The sequence below is a fragment of the Arthrobacter pascens genome, assembly GCF_017052465.1.
Taxonomy (GTDB): domain Bacteria; phylum Actinomycetota; class Actinomycetes; order Actinomycetales; family Micrococcaceae; genus Arthrobacter; species Arthrobacter pascens.
The window spans coordinates 48,633-63,844 of sequence record NZ_JAFHKT010000138.1 but is presented as its reverse complement, the minus strand read 5'-3'; the positions used below and the strand labels follow the sequence as shown (position 1 = coordinate 63,844).

The window sequence follows — 15,212 nt, the reverse complement described above, 5'->3', positions numbered from 1 at the left end:
CAGTTACTGGATGGCCTTGCTCAGGGTTCCGCGGAGGCGCAGTTCTCCCGGGATCCGGTTGATCGTCGCTGCCGGTTGGTTGCCATCGATCAGCTGCAGCAGTGTTTCAGCGGCCCGTGCGCCCATTTCGGCAAGTGGGGGAGCGAAGGTGGTGATGCCGGGCCCCCAGATCTCGAACCAGTCGGGATCCCCGTATCCGGCGAGGGCGAGGTCATCGGGAATTCTGATGCCGGATTCCCGTGCTGTCCTGAGGACGCCCATGACCAGCCGGCTGCTCAGTGGCAGGACGGCCTGTGGCAGGTCTGGCAGCAAGGAATGCATGGCACGGGCGCCGCCCTCGGCTGTGAAGTCGGTGAACATGACGCGGAGGCGTTTGCCTGTTGTGGCGTTTTCTTCGAAACCGGCCTGCTGTGCGGCGGCTTTGAAGCCTGCGAGCCGGTCGCGGCTGGTGCTGTAGGTGTCGGGGCCGACGATGGCGGTGATGTCGGTGTAGCCGGAGTTGATGGCGAGGTCGGTCAGTTCTTTGACGCCCTTGAAGTCGTCGCTGACCACGGCGGGGACGTTCCGTCCGCTGTAGCGGTTGAGCTCGACTATCGGGACGGGGGAGGGATGTGTGGCAGGTGGCCCGGACGGTACGTGGACGATGCCGTCGACGCGTCGGGCGGCCATTTCCTTGAGTGCTTCCTGGTCCCGTCCGGGGTGGTTGCCGGTGGTGGCGACGAAGAGGTGGTGGCCTGCGGTTCTCAGTACGTCCTGCAGGACTTCGGCGCTGGCGGTGTAGAACTCGTTGGTCATGTCGGGAACGATGAGGCCTACGCTCCTGGTCCGGCGTTCCCGGAGGGCGCGGGCGGTGGCGTCGCCTGTGTAGCCGAGTTCCCGGGCGGCTTCGAGGACTCGCATGCGGGCGTCCCCTCCCACGGGTCCTTTGCCGCTAAGTGCCCGCGATGCTGTGCCGTACCCGACCCCGGCTGCCCGTGCGACGTCCGTAAGTTTCACCATGGAGTCCATCCTATTAGCGGGGCCGGGCGCGCAGCGGTTATGGCAGGGACAGTCCGATTGCGGTGCCGATGCCGATGACGGTGATGAGAATCAGCGGAATGGTGACCAGGTCCGCAATAACTCCGGTCTTGATCATTCGCAGCATCGGCACGTAGCCGGAGCCGTAGACGATGGCGTTCGGCGGGGTGGAGACCGGGAGCATGGCGCCGGCGTTGCCGCCGAAGATAGCCGCCATCGCGGGAATCAGCGGATCGACGCCGATGGCAACGGCGATGGGAATGATGATGGGCACAACGATTCCCACGCTCGCAGTGTTGCTGGTCGTTTCGGAGATGACCATGCCGAGCACCACGGCCACCAGGCACAGCAGCAGGACGCTGTTGACGCCGGTGACGTCCGCGACGGCCGTGCCGATGGTTTCGGCCAGGCCGGTGGCTTTCATCATCGCGCCGACGGTGAGCCCTACGCCTACCAGGATGACGGTTCCCCAGTCGATTTTGGCGGCTTCGCTCCATTCCAGCGTGGGTGTTTTGTTCTGGGTGGGAATGAGGAACAGCAAGCCGGCGAGCAGGACGACGACGGATCCCTCGTTCATGTGGGAGGCAACCGTGGAGATGACCGGGTCCGTGAGGTTGAGGGTCGTGACGACTGCCGGAAAGGTCCACAGAAGGACGGTCAGGGCAAAGACGAGCGCGACGATTTTTTCACCGCGCGTCATGGGGCCGAGTTCGTTGTACTGGCGGCGGAAGGATGCCGTCCCGTTGGGGATGAAGTGGGTTTCCGGCTTGTTCATGAACACCAGAGCGATGAACATCAGGGTCCCGAGGCCAAGGACGTAGGGGCCGGAGATGGACACCCAGTCGAAGAGGGGGATCTGGTATCCGGTCATCTGCTCCACGGTGCCGCGGCCGATGACGTTGGCGATGCCCGTGACTGGAGTGAGGACGGAGCCGACACCGGCGCCGTAGGCGATGGCGAGCATCAGCATGCAGGAGAAGCGTGTCTGGTAGCTTTTACTGCCGCTGGCCGGGTCGTGGATGAGGTCGCCGACCGTGCGGACGACGCCGATGCCGATCGGGAGCAGCATGGCGGCGGTCGCGGAGGCCGAGACCAGCATGGCGAGCAGTGTGGCTACGATCATGAACGCCAGTGCGGTCAGATGGGTGCTGTCGCCGACTTTGGGAAGGGACAGCACGCGCAAGGCGAACCTGCGGTCCAGCCCGTGCACGGTCATGGCACGGGCGAGGATAAATGCGCCGATGACCAGGAAAACGGTAGGGGAGCCGAACGCGGAGTAGACCTCTGAGGGGGTGCCCACGCCGAGCAAGACCAGCAGGGCGATGCCGATCAGGGCTGTTGCGGGGATGGGGATGGTTTCGGTGACCCAGAAGAGGACGATGAAGCTGAGCACGCCGAGCATGGCACGCTGTTCCCAAGGCAGTCCCTGCGGCAGGAAGAGTGCCAGGGCCATGAGCGGCAGCGCGGCCCAGAGGCCGGCGCGGGCACGGATGTAGTCGAACCGGCTGGCTGATCCGACGTCGTTGTGGGTGGTTACCTCTGTTGCGCTCACGCGGGGTCTCCTTCGGCTCCGTTGGCGGCTACTGCCAGTTCAGCGATGGGAGGACAGGCGGCAGACAGCGGTGTGCCGGAATGCCAGATGCTGACTGCAGTCTTGCAGATGGACTCGGCTTCGCCCAGGTAGTCGCGGGCCTGGACGAGGGAATCGGGGAGCAGGTCCGACATGCCCTGCTCTGCGGCCACTGACCGGAGGGCGTCGGCGAGTACGGTGCCGGATTCGCGGGCGCGCGTTGACGCGGCGTAGAGCAGGTCGTGGGCATGTTCCCGTCCGACCTGTTCGGCCAGCTGGATCATCTGGGCTTCGGCGAGGACCAGGCCGCCGTCGAGTTCCATGTTGTGGCGCATCCGGTCCGCGTCCACGCGCATGCCGTCAACGATGACCAGGGTTTCGCGCAGTGCGCTGCCGGCGAGGGAGGCCAGCTGGGGGATGACCTGCCATTCGATCTGCCATTCGCCGGCGCTGCGTTCGTGTCCGGCTTCCTGGATCCTGGCCAGCGAGGATGCCAGTGCGCCGGCAGTTCCGGACAAGCCGATGATCAGTTCGGACGAGATCGGGTTGACCTTCTGGGGCATGGTGGACGAGGCACCCCGGTGCGGGGAATAGGGTTCGAAGACTTCGGCGATCTCGGTGCGGGAGAGGTCCACGATGTTGCGGGCGAATTTTGCGCACGAAGCGGTGATCGTCACGCACAGCCAGCCGAACTCTGCCAGGCTGTCGCGCTCCACGTGCCAGGGCACCTCTGTGTCCTCGAGGCCAAGAATCTCAGCGACGCGGGTGCGCAGGGCCGAGGACTGGGGCCCGTAGGCGGCGGAGGTTCCGCCGGCGCCGAACATAGAGATAACGGCGACGCGGGGAAGCGCCTGGGTGATGCGCTGCCGCTGGCGTGTGAACTGGTTCAGCATGGTCGCCAGCGTGGCGCCGAACGTCGTCGGCACCGCCTGCTGGGCGTGGGTCCGGCCGGCCATCAGAGTTGCGCTGTGGACCAGGACCTGTTCTGCCAGTCGGTCGCCAAGACGTTCGAGGTCCTCGTCCAGGAGCTTGAGGGAGCGCTGCAGCTGCAGGGCCAGGCCGGTGTCCATGATGTCCTGTGTCGTTGCCCCGTAGTGCAGCCGGCCGTTCGGGCCCTCCGGGAGCGCGGCCGCGATCTCACGGACGACGCCGAGGATCGGGTACCCCACGTTCCGCGCGGAGGTCCACAGGCGCTCGGGGTCGATGTTCGCGGGCACGGCGGCCTTGGCGATCGCCTGGGCGTCCTCCTGCGAGATGATGCCGAGCTCTGCCTGCGCAAGCGCCAGAGCACGCTCAGCAGCCAGCCAGGACTCAACGGCCTCCGCCGGGGAAAAAAGATCAGCCTGTCGGTCATCGCCGACGAGATGCATGAGGAGGGAGAAAGGTGTAGAGGTCATCGTTGGCCTGCCTTTAGTTGCGTCGTTGCAGTGGATTCGAATCCACTTTTCTAGCCCATCAGCAGAAAGGCTGGAAGTGGATTCGAATCCATTAGAGCGTGAGTCCCTCCTGTTGTCAAGGTCACACCTCAAGGGCCTCAGCTGGGAGAGCGGGCCGAATGCCCGCGCGACGCGATATTTCCCCGTTGATAAACATGAGCAAGTGTGCTTGCCTGACGCAAGGCACGCAGATCCAGAAGGGGTCCGCAGCCGTCGTTTTGGCGAGGTGACCACGACATGAGGTTGACGACGACGACCAACGTCTCGGTGGACGGCGTGATGCAAGGGTTGGGCGGACCTGACGAGGATCGCAGCGGCGGCTTCGACCGCGGCGGATGGGCCATACCGCTTCTCGATACCGAAGCCGGTGACTATCTCAACGAGATCTACGGCGGCGCGTCCGCCTTTCTGTTTGGCCGGCGGACGTACGAGATTTTCGCCGGCTACTGGGGAGCGATGGCCGATCCGAGCACGAACCCGATCGCCGACGCGCTGAACAGCCGGCCCAAGTGCGTGGTGTCGACCAGCCTCACCGACCCGCAGTGGGCGGGCACGACTGTCCTGTCCGGCGACATCTCCGCGGCCGTCCGCGATCTGAAAGCGCGGCAAGACGGCGAACTGCTGGTGCCGGGCAGCGGTGCCCTCGTCCGTTGGCTGCTCGCCACCCAGCTGGTCGACCAGCTTGACCTGCTTATCTATCCCGTCGTCGTCGGCCAGGGCACACGGCTGTTCCCCGATTCCGGTCCGGACATCGCGCTCGACCTGGTCAGCTCGAGGACCACGTCACGGGGCATAACCATCCAGGCCTATCGGCCTGCTGGGCGCCCGGAGTACGCAACGTCCACGGCCGACCCGAACGCGTGACCTAGCGGCGCCGACCGCGAGATCTCGTCGCGAAGAACACCCAACATCCGTCCGTACCGCACGAAGCGGCCGCGCCCCATGGTCGGGGACGCGGCCGCTTCGCGAGCCGTCCGGGCTAGTGGATCTGGATGTTGCCGCCCAGGAGCGTCTGGGAGCCTGAGTCGTAGCCGGTGCCGAGCAGGATCCGGTACTTGTCGATGCCCACGCCGGGCTCGCCGAGGTCTTGGACGTCGATCCGGAACAGGTGCGAGCCCTGGCCGTTGAGGGTGGCGCGGCCGAAGATCGTCGCCTGCGTGCGCTGTGGGTTGCAGGTCAACGCCAGGATCTTGATCGACTTCACCTTCAGCGGCTGGGAGGGCCCGTGGTCCTGGTACTGCTCCTGGCCCTTGACGTTGCCGGCGGCGTTTGACTGGGCATTGCCGCCGAATGTGGCCTTGTCGCCGTTGGCGGCGGTGATCCGGCCACCCTTGGTGATGTTGGCCTCGCAAAGCGGGGTCGTGACCGGAAGCGTCCAGACCTTGGACGCCGCGGCGAAGGGCTCGCCCGGATCCTGCGCGGTGTCGCTGTCGGTGTCGGCGAAGGCGCTGATCGCGTCCGCTCCGGGGAGTTCGGGGCCCTGGTAGCAGAAATCCGCTTCGCCGTTCACGTCGGTCGTGTCCGATCCGCTCGTGTTGACCGACCCGGTGACCGAAAAGCGCACGGTGATGCCCGGCGTCGGGTTCCCCGACGCATCCTCGACCGTTGCCGTCACGCAGTGCTGCGTGCCGACGTCGTTGGTGTCGGCCGCGGGGGCGAGCGTGAGCGTTGCCGGCGCGCCCGGGCCGAACGAGAACTTGGCGACGAAGGCGTCATCGCTGCCGTTCTGGGTGGTGTCGAATGCTCCAGGGGTGGTGGGGAAGTTCAAAGAGGCTGTCTGGCCGGTGATGTAGGCGCTGCCGGCTGTATCCAGGGCGATCCCGAGGCCGCGGTCGTCAGCAGCGCTGCCCAGGAAGGTGGAGTCGGCGAGGGCCGTGCCCGTGGTGTTGAGCTTCGAGAGGAAGGCGTCATTGGCGCCGCCGCCATAGGTCGTCTGGAACGTCCCGGTGGTGGTCGGGAAGCCCACGGAGTTGGTCCGGCCGGTCACGAAGGCGCCCCCCGTCGTGTCGACGGCGATACCCTCGCCGCGGTCGCTGGAAGCTCCGCCCAGGAAGGTTGAATAGGAGAGGCCCGAGCCCGCGAGGTTGACCTTCGTGACGAAGCCGTCCTCGACGCCGCCGAGGGTCGTGTCAAACGCTCCCGCTGTGGTCGGGAAGTCGGAGGAGTTGGTCATTCCGGTCACGTACGCACCGCTTACGTCGACGGCGATCCCGAAACCTGCCTCGAGCGCACCCGCTCCGCCGCTTCCTCCCAGGTAGGTGGAGTAGATGAGGGCCGAGCCCGTGGTGTCCAGCTTTGAGACGAAGGCATCGTCGAGGCCATCAAGCGTCGTGTCGGACGCCCCTGCGGTGGTTGGGAAGTCGGAGGAGATGGTTTGGCCGGTCACGTAGGCGCTGCCGGTCACATCCAGGGCGACCGCGTGCGCCTCCTCGCCGGAGGTTCCGCCCACGAAGGTGGAGTAGACGAGGCCCGCGCCCGTGGGGTTGAGCTTCGTCACGAAGGCGTCACCGCCGCTGGGGCTGGTGTCGAACGCCCCCAGAGTGGTGGGGAAGCCAAAGCCGGGGGTCGTGCCGGTCACGTGGGCGCTCCCCGCCACGTCGACGGCGATCCCAAAGCCTGTGTCGGAGGCTCCTCCTCCCAGGTAGGTGGAGTAGACGAGGCCCGTGCCTGTGGCGTTGAGCTTTGTGACGTAGGCGTCCACGCCGCCGTTGGCGGCCGTGTCGAACGCCCCGGGGGTGGTGGGGAAGTTCGAGGATGTTGTCTGGCCGGTTACGTAGGCGTTGCCCATGGCGTCGACGGCGATCGCTTGGCCGTTATCGGTGGATGTTCCGCCCAAGTAGGTCGAGTAGACGAGAGCCGTGCCCGTGGGGTTGAGTTTCGTCACGAAGACGTCGGCGCCGCCGTTGGCGGCCGTGTCGAACGCCCCGGCTGTGGTGGGGAAGTCCGTGGAGGTCGTCACGCCGGTCACGTAGGCGTTCCCCGCCGTGTCGACGGCCACTCCAAGGCCTCTGTCGTCCGCGGTTCCGCCCAGGAAGGTCGAGTACGCCAGGGCGGGGTCGATCACCAGTGCCTGGCTTCGGTCGTAGCTGCCGAGCGCGAAGCCGTAGGAGTGGCCTTCGAGTGCGTAGCGGCTCTCAACCGCGGCTTGGTTGCCGTCGATGGTCTGGTAGCTGGTGGGGGAGGAGTCCCTCAAGGCGCCCAGCGGCGTGTCGATGAGCATCGCCCCGTCCGGACTCAGGGACAGGCCGTTAGCGCCGGAGTAGCCAAGGCGGATATTGGAGGGATCGGCGCCGGGCGCCAGGTGGAACTCGTACTTGAGGCTTCCGTCCCGGCCGGCGAAGACCATGTCGATGCCCGGCCACAGCTCGCGGTAGGTGAGTTGCTGGTAGGTGGGCAGGTTCGTGTGGCTCCCGCCGGCCGTCAGGTAGTTCACCGTCCCGGGGGCGCTGTTGCCCGTCTCGAGGCTCGCGGCCGGGCTGGAGCCGAGGAAGTGAAGCTCGAGCGCTTGGCCTCGCTCGCCCTTTGCAAAGGAGAGCACGGCCTTGTCCTGGGTGAAGAAGAAGCTAAAGCCCGAGCCCTGCGCGTAGTAGCGCACGCTCTGGTCGGTCTGGCCGGCGTTCGGGACGAAGGACAGCGGCAGCTTCCCGTAGGCGTCGAGGGCCTGCCCGCTGCCCGCGGGTGAGAGGCCGGCAGGCGCCGGCCCGGCCGGCACCGCCTCGCGGCCGCCAGCAACTCCCGCGGCTGTCGGCGTCAAGGCTGTCGGCGTCACCACGACCGACGCGACGGCGAGCAGGGCAAGGACGACCAGACCCACGATGAACCCTGGCCAATGTCTGCCCCCGCCCCGGGAGCCGGGGACCCCGTCCCAGCCGATCGATCCCTCACGCGCGCATGCAATCCCAACGGACATGGCCCCACCCTTTACTTCGAATGTCCCGACCACGCCCCAGCGCACGGGCGGCGAACACGGACATGAATACGCCGGCCCCCTGCGGCTCCCGCGAGAGCTCCAAGGCGCGGCGTGCCAACATTCAACCCGACTTCATCTGGGCGCACACGAGTGGTGTGTACTCGTTTCAGGGGACCGCGTCTGAGTAGCCGCCCGAGAAGTGGAATGACGACTTGCCCGGTCAAATGCGCTGACGCCCAGAACACGAGTACTGACTACTCGTTCTACGAGGCGTTTCAGCGGACCATCTGAATAACCGTCATTCCTTCCCAGTCGTCGAGGATCTTTTCACGACCGCTGGCGGCGAAGCCGTTCCGCCGATAAAACGCCTGGGCCCGTGTGTTGTCACGTGCCACCCAGAGGGTCGCGCTTTCCGTGCCGATCGTGGCCTCCAGCAGCTGCTGTCCCAGCCCGGATCCCTGATAGGCAGAGAGCAGATAGATTCCCCACAGCTCAGCCAGCGAGCTCGTCCCCGGGGCCGGGGGAACGGAGCCGGCGAATCCGACCAGCCGTCCTTTGTGAACGGCCACCCAATGGCGGTCAGCGTGGGGTCCGGTGAGAATTCGCGACCACTGCGCGGTCCCGTCTGCGAGGTTCTGCTTCTCGAAGAAGCTGGCCGACAGGAGGCCGGCATACGTTTCACGGCGGCAACGGAGGTGCAGGTCGGCGAGTTCGTCCGCATCGCTGGGTCCGGCACGGCGCACGACAAGTTCTGAGTCCATTGACCGATTCTAAAGACCCCGTTGCTGTGCCGTCGGGGCCGCGGACGTAGCAGCACCGGTAGATGTCTTCGTACTGCGCCACCCCGCCCATGGGCGCTCCGAGATGGGGCTCGTTGACCGCGTGCCGGCGGGCTACAGTTGGCGCCATGAGAAAACTCATCGTCCAGCAGTGGGTTACCGTCGACAACATCGCCGCGGAGGAGGACGGCGGGCTCAGCTTCGTGTCAGGGGAGCCCTTTTCCGAGACCGACACCAGCGCGTTCAAGGCAAGCGTGATGGGGTTCATGGACTCGGTCGACACGATGATTCTCGGCGCGAACACCTATGCCCAGTCCGTGGGCTACTGGCCGTACGCCGAGGAGCAGGGCGAGTACGGCGAGAAGCTCAACAACCTCACCAAGTTCGTCGCCTCGTCGAAGCTGGATGAAGCCCCCTGGGGCGACTTTCCCGCCGCGACCGTGACGCGCGACCCGGCCGCCACCATCCGGGAGCTCAAGGAGCAGAGCGGCAAGGACATCTGGCTGTGGGGGAGCCTGAGGCTCATGCACTCCCTGCTGGACGCCGGCCTCGTCGATGAAGTCCAGATGCGGGTCTGCCCGGCGTCACGCGGCAAGGGAAGGCGCATTTTCGAGGATTCGCAAGACCTGAAGCTGGTCGAGGCAACCCCCTTCGAAAACGGCGTGGTACTTCTGCGCTACGAGATCAGAAAATAAGCGGACAGTCCGCACTTTCAATTCTTCGAAGGGGCTCATCATGCGCCTGTTCACTCGTCGAGGGGCCAGACAGTCACCAGATCCAGTCGACAACGCGCGAAAGAAACCTCGGCGGAGGCTACGGATCGCGGGTATCAGTGCGCTCGTTGCGCTGGGCCTCGTGCTGGCTTCGACGGCCGCCAACGGTCTCCTGGAGCAGTCGGAAAAATCCAGCATCAGCCCTTACGGCGAACGCATTGGCATCAGCAGCGGCCAGGTCAACGTGTACCGGAATGGACTCTCCGGCCAGCCCATCGTCCTCCTCAGCGGCCTGGGAACACCCGCGCCTGCCCTCGATTTTTCCCCGCTGATCCGCGAACTTGGAAGTTTTGACGTCATCGTCGTCGAGGGATTCGGCTACGGATACAGCGACATGAACGCCGGCGAGCGGACCAACAGGAACATCAGCACGGAACTCCACGAAGTGCTGACCAAACTCCACGTCGAGCAGCCCTACGTTCTGGCAGGACACTCCATCGCCGGCTTCTACACCCTTGACTACGCCAACCGGTACCCAGCGGAAGTAGCCGCAGTGATCGGAATCGACGCGACGGTCCCCAAAGTAACGAGTGAACCGGCAGGGGAGCCGCAACCGGGAATCAACTGGGAACGGGCGCTCTCTGTCACCGGCGTGGTCCGCAACGTCACCGCCATTGCCCCTGGCCTTGCGGCTCCGGACAGTGATGCCTACAGCGCCGACGAACTCGAACGCATGCGCCTGATGCTGAGCTGGAACTTCGGCAACGACGCTGTGGCCGACGAAACATCGCGAATCGCCGCCAACGCGGCAGCCCTGAGAGGTGTCCGCTATCCCGATGCGCTCCCCGTTCTGGCCTTCATCGCCGACGACAAGACCGACTCGACATCAACCCGGACAGCCGCGACGCAAGACCTGCTGAAAAACGTCGAGCACCACGAAATCGTCACGCTCGAGGGCGGTCATTACCTGCATTGGACTCAAGCCAGGCGCATGGCAGAAACCATCACAGCGTTCCTCGGCAAGCACCGATGACCGGGGTTCCCGCTGCTGCGCAGCGGGCGTAGAGGGCTATCACTGTCTGTCGGATCCGCATCAGATGCCATTCACCGGATTCGGGCTGACGGCGGCAGGACGTCCCGCCGCCGTCAGCTCTTCTGTTTGCTATTTCTGTCCCAGGAGATGAAGGGGTGTGCGGAACGTTTCCTTGGCGGTAGCGGCGGCGACAGCAGCCAGCAGACAGACCGCGGCGGTGAAGGCCGCCACCGGAACCCAGTTGGTTTTGTCTCCACCGTTGAGCCACGTGGCAATGGCAGGGCTGAAGCCCGCGATGAGGAGGCCGAGTTGGAGGCCGATGGCCACTCCGGAGTAGCGCACCTTCACATCGAACATTTCGGAGAAGAACGCCGGGTAGAGTCCGTTGGCCGCGCTGTAGAACAGGGAAGTCGTAGCCAGGCCCGCGAGGAGGATGAGCATGAAGTTGCCCGTGGAAATGGCCTGGAAGTAGAAGAAGATCCCTGCGGCGCTACCGATGCAGCCCGTGATGAATACTGGTTTTCGGCCAATTCTGTCTGACAGGGCAGCCGCGAGCGGCTGCGTGAGCAGGGCGGCCACGTTGGTGCCGATGGTCACCCACAGCATGGCCGACGTCGTGATCCCCACTGTCTGCGTTGCGAACGCCAGGGCGAAGACCGTGACCACTGTGTTGGTGACTGTGAACAGGGAGGCGAAGCCGACCCGGACCACGTCCCAGCCATGGTCTCTGATGACGGTGACCAGGGGCAGTTTGGCGGTCTGGTGGTTTTCTTTGGTTTCTTCGAAGATCTCTGGTTCTTGGAGGGTGCGCCGGATCACGTAGGCCAGTACGAGGACCGCCAGTGAGGACCAGAACGGGACGCGCCAGCCCCAGCTGAGAAGGTCCTTCTCCGGCAGGGCGGCGATGGGAAGGAACACCAGGCTCGCCAGGATCAGGCCTGTGACGATGCCGTTCAGGGCCCACGAACCGTAGAGGCCTCGGCGATCGTCGGGTGCCTGTTCGATGGTCAGTGTGCTGGCCCCGGCGGTCTCTCCGCCGGCTGAGAGGCCTTGGCAGATCCGGAGGACGACGAGCAGAATGGGTGCCCAAATGCCGATTGTGTTGAAGTCTGGCAGGCAGCCGATGAGGAACGTCGAACCGCCCATTAGTACGAGCGTGACGACTAGGACGTTCTTGCGTCCCAGTTTGTCGCCAAAGTGGCCAAGGATGATGGCCCCGAACGGTCGTGCCACATAGGCTACGCCGAACGTGGCCAAGGATGCGAGGGTAGCGGCGCCGCCAGCCGAGGGGAAAAAGATCCGGCCGAATACCAAGGCCGCGGCGGAGGCGTAAATGAAGTAGTCGTAGTATTCCAAGGTGCCGCCGAGGTAGGCGGCTGCGGCGGCGCGTTTGGCCTGGTTGGGGGTGCGCTGGCGCACCGGGGCGCTGTCGGTGCGCAAAGTCTCCATTGACATTGTTGCTCCTGGTTGTGGGTCGGGATGGTTAACCGGCTTGGGGATCGGCGGGTATCGGTGCTCCCGCATTGGTCGGCAGCGGCGGGCAGGCGGGGGCCAGGGACGTGGCCAGGTGTTCCCCGACGGCGAAGGCCCTCGTGATGGCAGAGCCAAGGGTGGCGCCTCCGCCCGGGTAGTTGTTCCGGAAGACGCCGGCTGACACGTTTCCGGCAGCGTAGAGTCCTGGGATCGGCTGCCGGTGGCGGTCAAGGACGCGCCCGTCGAAATCGGTGGCGAGACCCCCGGACGTACCCAGGACCCCTGCGTGGATGGTCACGGCATAGAACGGCGGCTCGAGGAGGGGTGCCAGGCATGGGTTTGGGGTGTTTGCGGCGTCGCCGAGGAACCGGTCCTGGGGTGTGGCGCCCCGGTGGAATTCCCGGTCCACGCCCGTGGCGGCGTCTGCGTTGAACCTGCGCACGGTCGAGGTCAGGCCGTCGGGGTCTACGCCGATTTTCCGTGCCAGTTCTTCCAGGGTAGGTGCGCTGGAAATCCAGCTCGCAGGCTGGCCGGGTGTGGAACCGGCCACGGGGTATTTCCGCTGGTAGGAGGAGTCGAAGACGAGCCAGGCGGGGTTGTTTTCCTGCCGGCCGGTCTGCGGGTCCATCGAGGCGAAGACCCGGCTGGCATCGTGATAGTTCAGCGCCTCGTTGACGAACCGGCGCCCCTTGGCATTGACGGTGATGGATCCGGGCAGGGTCATTTCCACGTTGCCCATGCGTCCGGATTGCCGTCCGTCATACTCGTGTTCCGGGGTGGAAATCACCGGTACGCCCCAGATGGCGGTCATGTCAGCAACGGCGGCCCCGGCTTTGAGCCCAAGTTGCAGCCCGTCCCCTTCGTTGGAGGGGGCACTGATGGGTGTTACGGGGAACGGAAGGAAAGCCTGGCGGAGCCGGCTGTTCCATTCGAAGCCCCCAGAGGCAAGCACAACCGCGGAGGCGATGATCGGCTTCCCGGCGGCCCGTCCACCAATGTTGACGGACCATCGTCCTTCCGATTCTTCAAGTTCCTTCACCGGAGCAGTGACGGCGAGCTGCACTCCCCGGTCCAGCGCGCTGGCCAGCAGGTTGCCTACGAGTGCGCCTCCCATGGTCCGGACACCCCGGGCCGCCCGCTCGGCCAGTAGGGCCGGGTCCGCGGCACGGCCGTTCAGGCCATCCCGCTCGGTCATGGTGAGCAGAGGGAAGTACGACGAGGGGCGGATCAGGGCTGACAGGCCAGGGTATCCGGCCGGATCGAAAGGGCTGTTGTCCAACCCGCGGCCCCCGTCGGCGGATCCTTCCCATTCCATGTGGTAATCCGGACGGGAAATGGGAACCATGGCCACCTTTGTGGACACGCTCAGGTAGCTGACCGCACGGGGAGCCGTGGTCACGTACCATGCGATCTCCTCCACGCTGAGCACGCGCCCCGCTGCCTCGGTGACATAGGCAATGCCGTCGGCGTGGCTGTCCGCATATCCTGCGGCCTTGGCCAGGTGGTTGTTGGGCGCCCACATCACGCCGCCGCCCGCGGCGGTGGTTCCGCCCAGCAGGGCTGCCTTTTCAAGGACGACGACGGACAGTCCGGCGTCCGCTGCCCGAATGGCTGCGACCAGTCCGGCGGCGCCGCTGCCCATGACCACCACGTCATAGGTGTCTGAGAGACGGTTTGCAGGAGTGAGAATGTTTTCCGGGACGCCGTTCATGGCCGCGATCCTGAGGTTGCACGTTCGGCTGCGCTGCTGTCCACAGCAGGGCGTGCCTGCCGTGAGGCGGGCATTTCAATGAGGATCTTGCCCACCTTTTCGGTGTGGTCCTGCATCAGGCGGAAGGCATGCTGAAGATCTTCGAAGGCGAAGCGGTGGGTCATCAGAGCCTGGGCCTGCTGGGCGTACTTGGCCAGCAGGGCGAGTCCGTCCGGGATGAGGTTGAGGCTGTTGCGGCTGCCCATGAGATCGAGTTCCTTGAAAGGGATTTCCTTCATGGAGACGGCGGCCTGCCGGGCGGAGATGCCCACCTGGACAATCCTGCCGGCACTGGCAACAAGTCTGATGGCATTTTCCAGGGAGGAGGGCACTCCGGTGGCCTCGATGACGAGCTGCGGCCCATAGCCATCGGTCAGTGCCGCCAGCCGGGATTCCTGGTCCGGGTCAGGGAATGCGGCGCCGGGCGTGACCAATAGGGTGTCTACAGCGCCGAACTCGGTGGCAAGCTCGAGCCGGTCCACTTCGGTGTCTGCGCAGACCACGCGCACCCCCAGATCGGTCAGGTAGAGGGTGGCGAGCAGGCCGATGGGTCCGCTGCCCAACACCAGGGCAACCTCGCCGGCCTCGGGGCGACCCCGGTTTGCGGCCTGCATCGCGATGGAGGTCGGTTCGCCCATGGCGGCCAGGTGCAGGGGCAGGCCGGCCGGAACGGGGCACAGTTTCTCCAGCGGCACGCTGAGTACTTCCACGAGGGCGCCGTCGGAATAGCAGCCGATGCAGCCGATGTTCCTGCAGACGTTGGGGCGGCCCGTGCGGCACGGCCGGCATTCTCCGCAGTACGTCATGGGGCTAACGGCCACTTGGTCGCCGACGCGGACACCGGCGTCGTTGGGTCCCACAGCTTCGATGACGCCGGAGAATTCGTGGCCCTGGATGATAGGGAGTTCGGAGGGGTAGTCATCCTCCCAGATATGAAGGTCGGTGCCGCAGAGGGTGACGTTGTGAACGCGGACCAGCGCGTGGCCCGCTGCGAGGTCGGGTTCGGCGGACTCTTCGAAGCGGATGGTTTCTTTGGCTATGGTGCGGGCGGAAAACACAGCCAACCTCAGTTCTGGCCGGCGCCGAAGAAGATGTTCCATTGGCGGATGGTCCGCTCCTGGATCAGGCCTGCCTGGTGGAACGGGTCCTGGTTCATCAGCGTTTCTACATCCGCCTTGGACTGGCCCGCGATGATCAGCAGGGCGCCCGGCGACTCCTCGGGCCCGAAGGGGCCGCTCTTGAGGAGCTGGCCGCCGTCGAATTGGGCCTGAAGAAATTCAATGTGGGCCGGTCGCGTCTCATCCCGCTGCTGCGAGCTGGAACCGGAGTAGTTATAGGTGACGGCAAACGTGGGCATGGATAGTCCTCATCATTGAGCAGATGGTGGTTGGGTAGCTTCCCGGCCAGAGGCGCCGGGAGCACTCTGTGGGACTGATCACGTCCCTCTGCGCTCCATAGTGGCCCGATGTATTAGGACTTGTCCAATACGTAATTGGTCAATAACTATGTGGACTTTCTACATAGTTGGGTT

12 protein-coding genes are annotated in these 15,212 nt (G+C 65.3%); 3 read left to right on the top strand and 9 right to left on the bottom strand.

Annotated features, from left to right (window positions below; translation table 11 throughout):
• Nucleotides 1–3: 3 nt before the first annotated feature.
• From JYA52_RS11555 to JYA52_RS11545, 3 genes are read right to left on the bottom strand one after another with little or no spacing between them, the layout of a single operon-like run.
• Complete coding sequence (locus JYA52_RS11555; protein ID WP_205653328.1) at nucleotides 4–999, bottom strand: LacI family DNA-binding transcriptional regulator; 996 nt, start codon at nucleotides 997–999, stop codon at nucleotides 4–6.
• Nucleotides 1,000–1,036: 37 nt separating this feature from the next.
• On the bottom strand, nucleotides 1,037–2,569 hold the full coding sequence (locus tag JYA52_RS11550) for an SLC13 family permease (protein WP_205653327.1): 1,533 nt from the start codon (nucleotides 2,567–2,569) through the stop codon (nucleotides 1,037–1,039).
• Nucleotides 2,566–3,984 (bottom strand): class-II fumarase/aspartase family protein, encoded by a 1,419-nt coding sequence (locus JYA52_RS11545; protein ID WP_205653326.1) that lies wholly within the window; start codon nucleotides 3,982–3,984, stop codon nucleotides 2,566–2,568. The genes JYA52_RS11550 and JYA52_RS11545 overlap by 4 nt, the downstream gene beginning before the upstream one ends.
• 276 nt (nucleotides 3,985–4,260) lie before the next feature.
• On the opposite strand from JYA52_RS11545, the gene JYA52_RS11540 reads away from it, so the two are divergent.
• Nucleotides 4,261–4,887: a dihydrofolate reductase family protein gene (locus JYA52_RS11540; protein ID WP_205653325.1), complete on the top strand. Its 627-nt coding sequence runs from the start codon at nucleotides 4,261–4,263 to the stop codon at nucleotides 4,885–4,887.
• A 115-nt stretch (nucleotides 4,888–5,002) separates the two neighbouring features.
• On the opposite strand, the gene JYA52_RS11535 is transcribed toward JYA52_RS11540, so the two are convergent.
• Together JYA52_RS11535 and JYA52_RS11530 are read right to left on the bottom strand one after the other, a co-directional pair.
• Nucleotides 5,003–7,933 carry a DUF7948 domain-containing protein gene (locus tag JYA52_RS11535; protein ID WP_205653324.1) on the bottom strand — a complete coding sequence of 977 codons (2,931 nt, stop codon included), beginning with the start codon at nucleotides 7,931–7,933 and terminating at the stop codon, nucleotides 5,003–5,005.
• Between the two features lie 275 nt (nucleotides 7,934–8,208).
• Nucleotides 8,209–8,694, bottom strand: a complete 486-nt coding sequence (locus JYA52_RS11530) for a GNAT family N-acetyltransferase (RefSeq protein ID WP_205653323.1) — start codon at nucleotides 8,692–8,694, stop codon at nucleotides 8,209–8,211.
• 146 nt (nucleotides 8,695–8,840) lie between these two features.
• Between JYA52_RS11530 and JYA52_RS11525 the strand changes: the two genes are divergently transcribed.
• On the top strand, nucleotides 8,841–9,407 hold the full coding sequence (locus JYA52_RS11525; protein ID WP_205653322.1) for a dihydrofolate reductase family protein: 567 nt from the start codon (nucleotides 8,841–8,843) through the stop codon (nucleotides 9,405–9,407).
• A gap of 40 nt (nucleotides 9,408–9,447) precedes the next feature.
• Nucleotides 9,448–10,458: an alpha/beta fold hydrolase gene (locus JYA52_RS11520; protein ID WP_205653321.1), complete on the top strand. Its 1,011-nt coding sequence runs from the start codon at nucleotides 9,448–9,450 to the stop codon at nucleotides 10,456–10,458.
• Nucleotides 10,459–10,587: 129 nt separating this feature from the next.
• On the opposite strand, the gene JYA52_RS11515 is transcribed toward JYA52_RS11520, so the two are convergent.
• The 4 genes from JYA52_RS11515 to JYA52_RS11500 are packed head-to-tail and all read right to left on the bottom strand — an operon-like array spanning nucleotide 10,588 to nucleotide 15,038.
• Nucleotides 10,588–11,907, bottom strand: a complete 1,320-nt coding sequence (locus JYA52_RS11515) for an MFS transporter (RefSeq protein WP_240460243.1) — start codon at nucleotides 11,905–11,907, stop codon at nucleotides 10,588–10,590.
• A 34-nt stretch (nucleotides 11,908–11,941) separates the two neighbouring features.
• A complete protein-coding gene (locus JYA52_RS11510; protein WP_205653319.1) occupies nucleotides 11,942–13,642 on the bottom strand; it encodes an FAD-dependent oxidoreductase in 1,701 nt (566 codons plus the stop codon).
• A complete protein-coding gene (locus JYA52_RS11505) occupies nucleotides 13,639–14,781 on the bottom strand; it encodes an alcohol dehydrogenase catalytic domain-containing protein (protein ID WP_205653318.1) in 1,143 nt (380 codons plus the stop codon). The genes JYA52_RS11510 and JYA52_RS11505 overlap by 4 nt, the downstream gene beginning before the upstream one ends.
• Nucleotides 14,748–15,038, bottom strand: a complete 291-nt coding sequence (locus JYA52_RS11500) for a YciI family protein (protein WP_205653317.1) — start codon at nucleotides 15,036–15,038, stop codon at nucleotides 14,748–14,750. The genes JYA52_RS11505 and JYA52_RS11500 overlap by 34 nt, the downstream gene beginning before the upstream one ends.
• Between the last annotated feature and the right edge of the window lie 174 nt (nucleotides 15,039–15,212).

Excerpts from the sequence above, each read along its gene's own strand:
- JYA52_RS11555 (WP_205653328.1), bottom strand. The coding sequence starts at position 999 with ATGGTGAAACTTACGGACGTCGCACGGGCAGCCGGGGTCGGGTACGGC.
- JYA52_RS11545 (WP_205653326.1), bottom strand. The coding sequence starts at position 3,984 with ATGACCTCTACACCTTTCTCCCTCCTCATGCATCTCGTCGGCGATGAC.
- JYA52_RS11540 (WP_205653325.1), top strand. The coding sequence starts at position 4,261 with ATGAGGTTGACGACGACGACCAACGTCTCGGTGGACGGCGTGATGCAA.
- JYA52_RS11535 (WP_205653324.1), bottom strand. The coding sequence starts at position 7,933 with ATGTCCGTTGGGATTGCATGCGCGCGTGAGGGATCGATCGGCTGGGAC.
- JYA52_RS11530 (WP_205653323.1), bottom strand. The coding sequence starts at position 8,694 with ATGGACTCAGAACTTGTCGTGCGCCGTGCCGGACCCAGCGATGCGGAC.
- JYA52_RS11525 (WP_205653322.1), top strand. The coding sequence starts at position 8,841 with ATGAGAAAACTCATCGTCCAGCAGTGGGTTACCGTCGACAACATCGCC.
- JYA52_RS11520 (WP_205653321.1), top strand. The coding sequence starts at position 9,448 with ATGCGCCTGTTCACTCGTCGAGGGGCCAGACAGTCACCAGATCCAGTC.
- JYA52_RS11515 (WP_240460243.1), bottom strand. The coding sequence starts at position 11,907 with ATGGAGACTTTGCGCACCGACAGCGCCCCGGTGCGCCAGCGCACCCCC.
- JYA52_RS11510 (WP_205653319.1), bottom strand. The coding sequence starts at position 13,642 with ATGAACGGCGTCCCGGAAAACATTCTCACTCCTGCAAACCGTCTCTCA.
- JYA52_RS11505 (WP_205653318.1), bottom strand. The coding sequence starts at position 14,781 with ATGGAACATCTTCTTCGGCGCCGGCCAGAACTGAGGTTGGCTGTGTTT.
- JYA52_RS11500 (WP_205653317.1), bottom strand. The coding sequence starts at position 15,038 with ATGCCCACGTTTGCCGTCACCTATAACTACTCCGGTTCCAGCTCGCAG.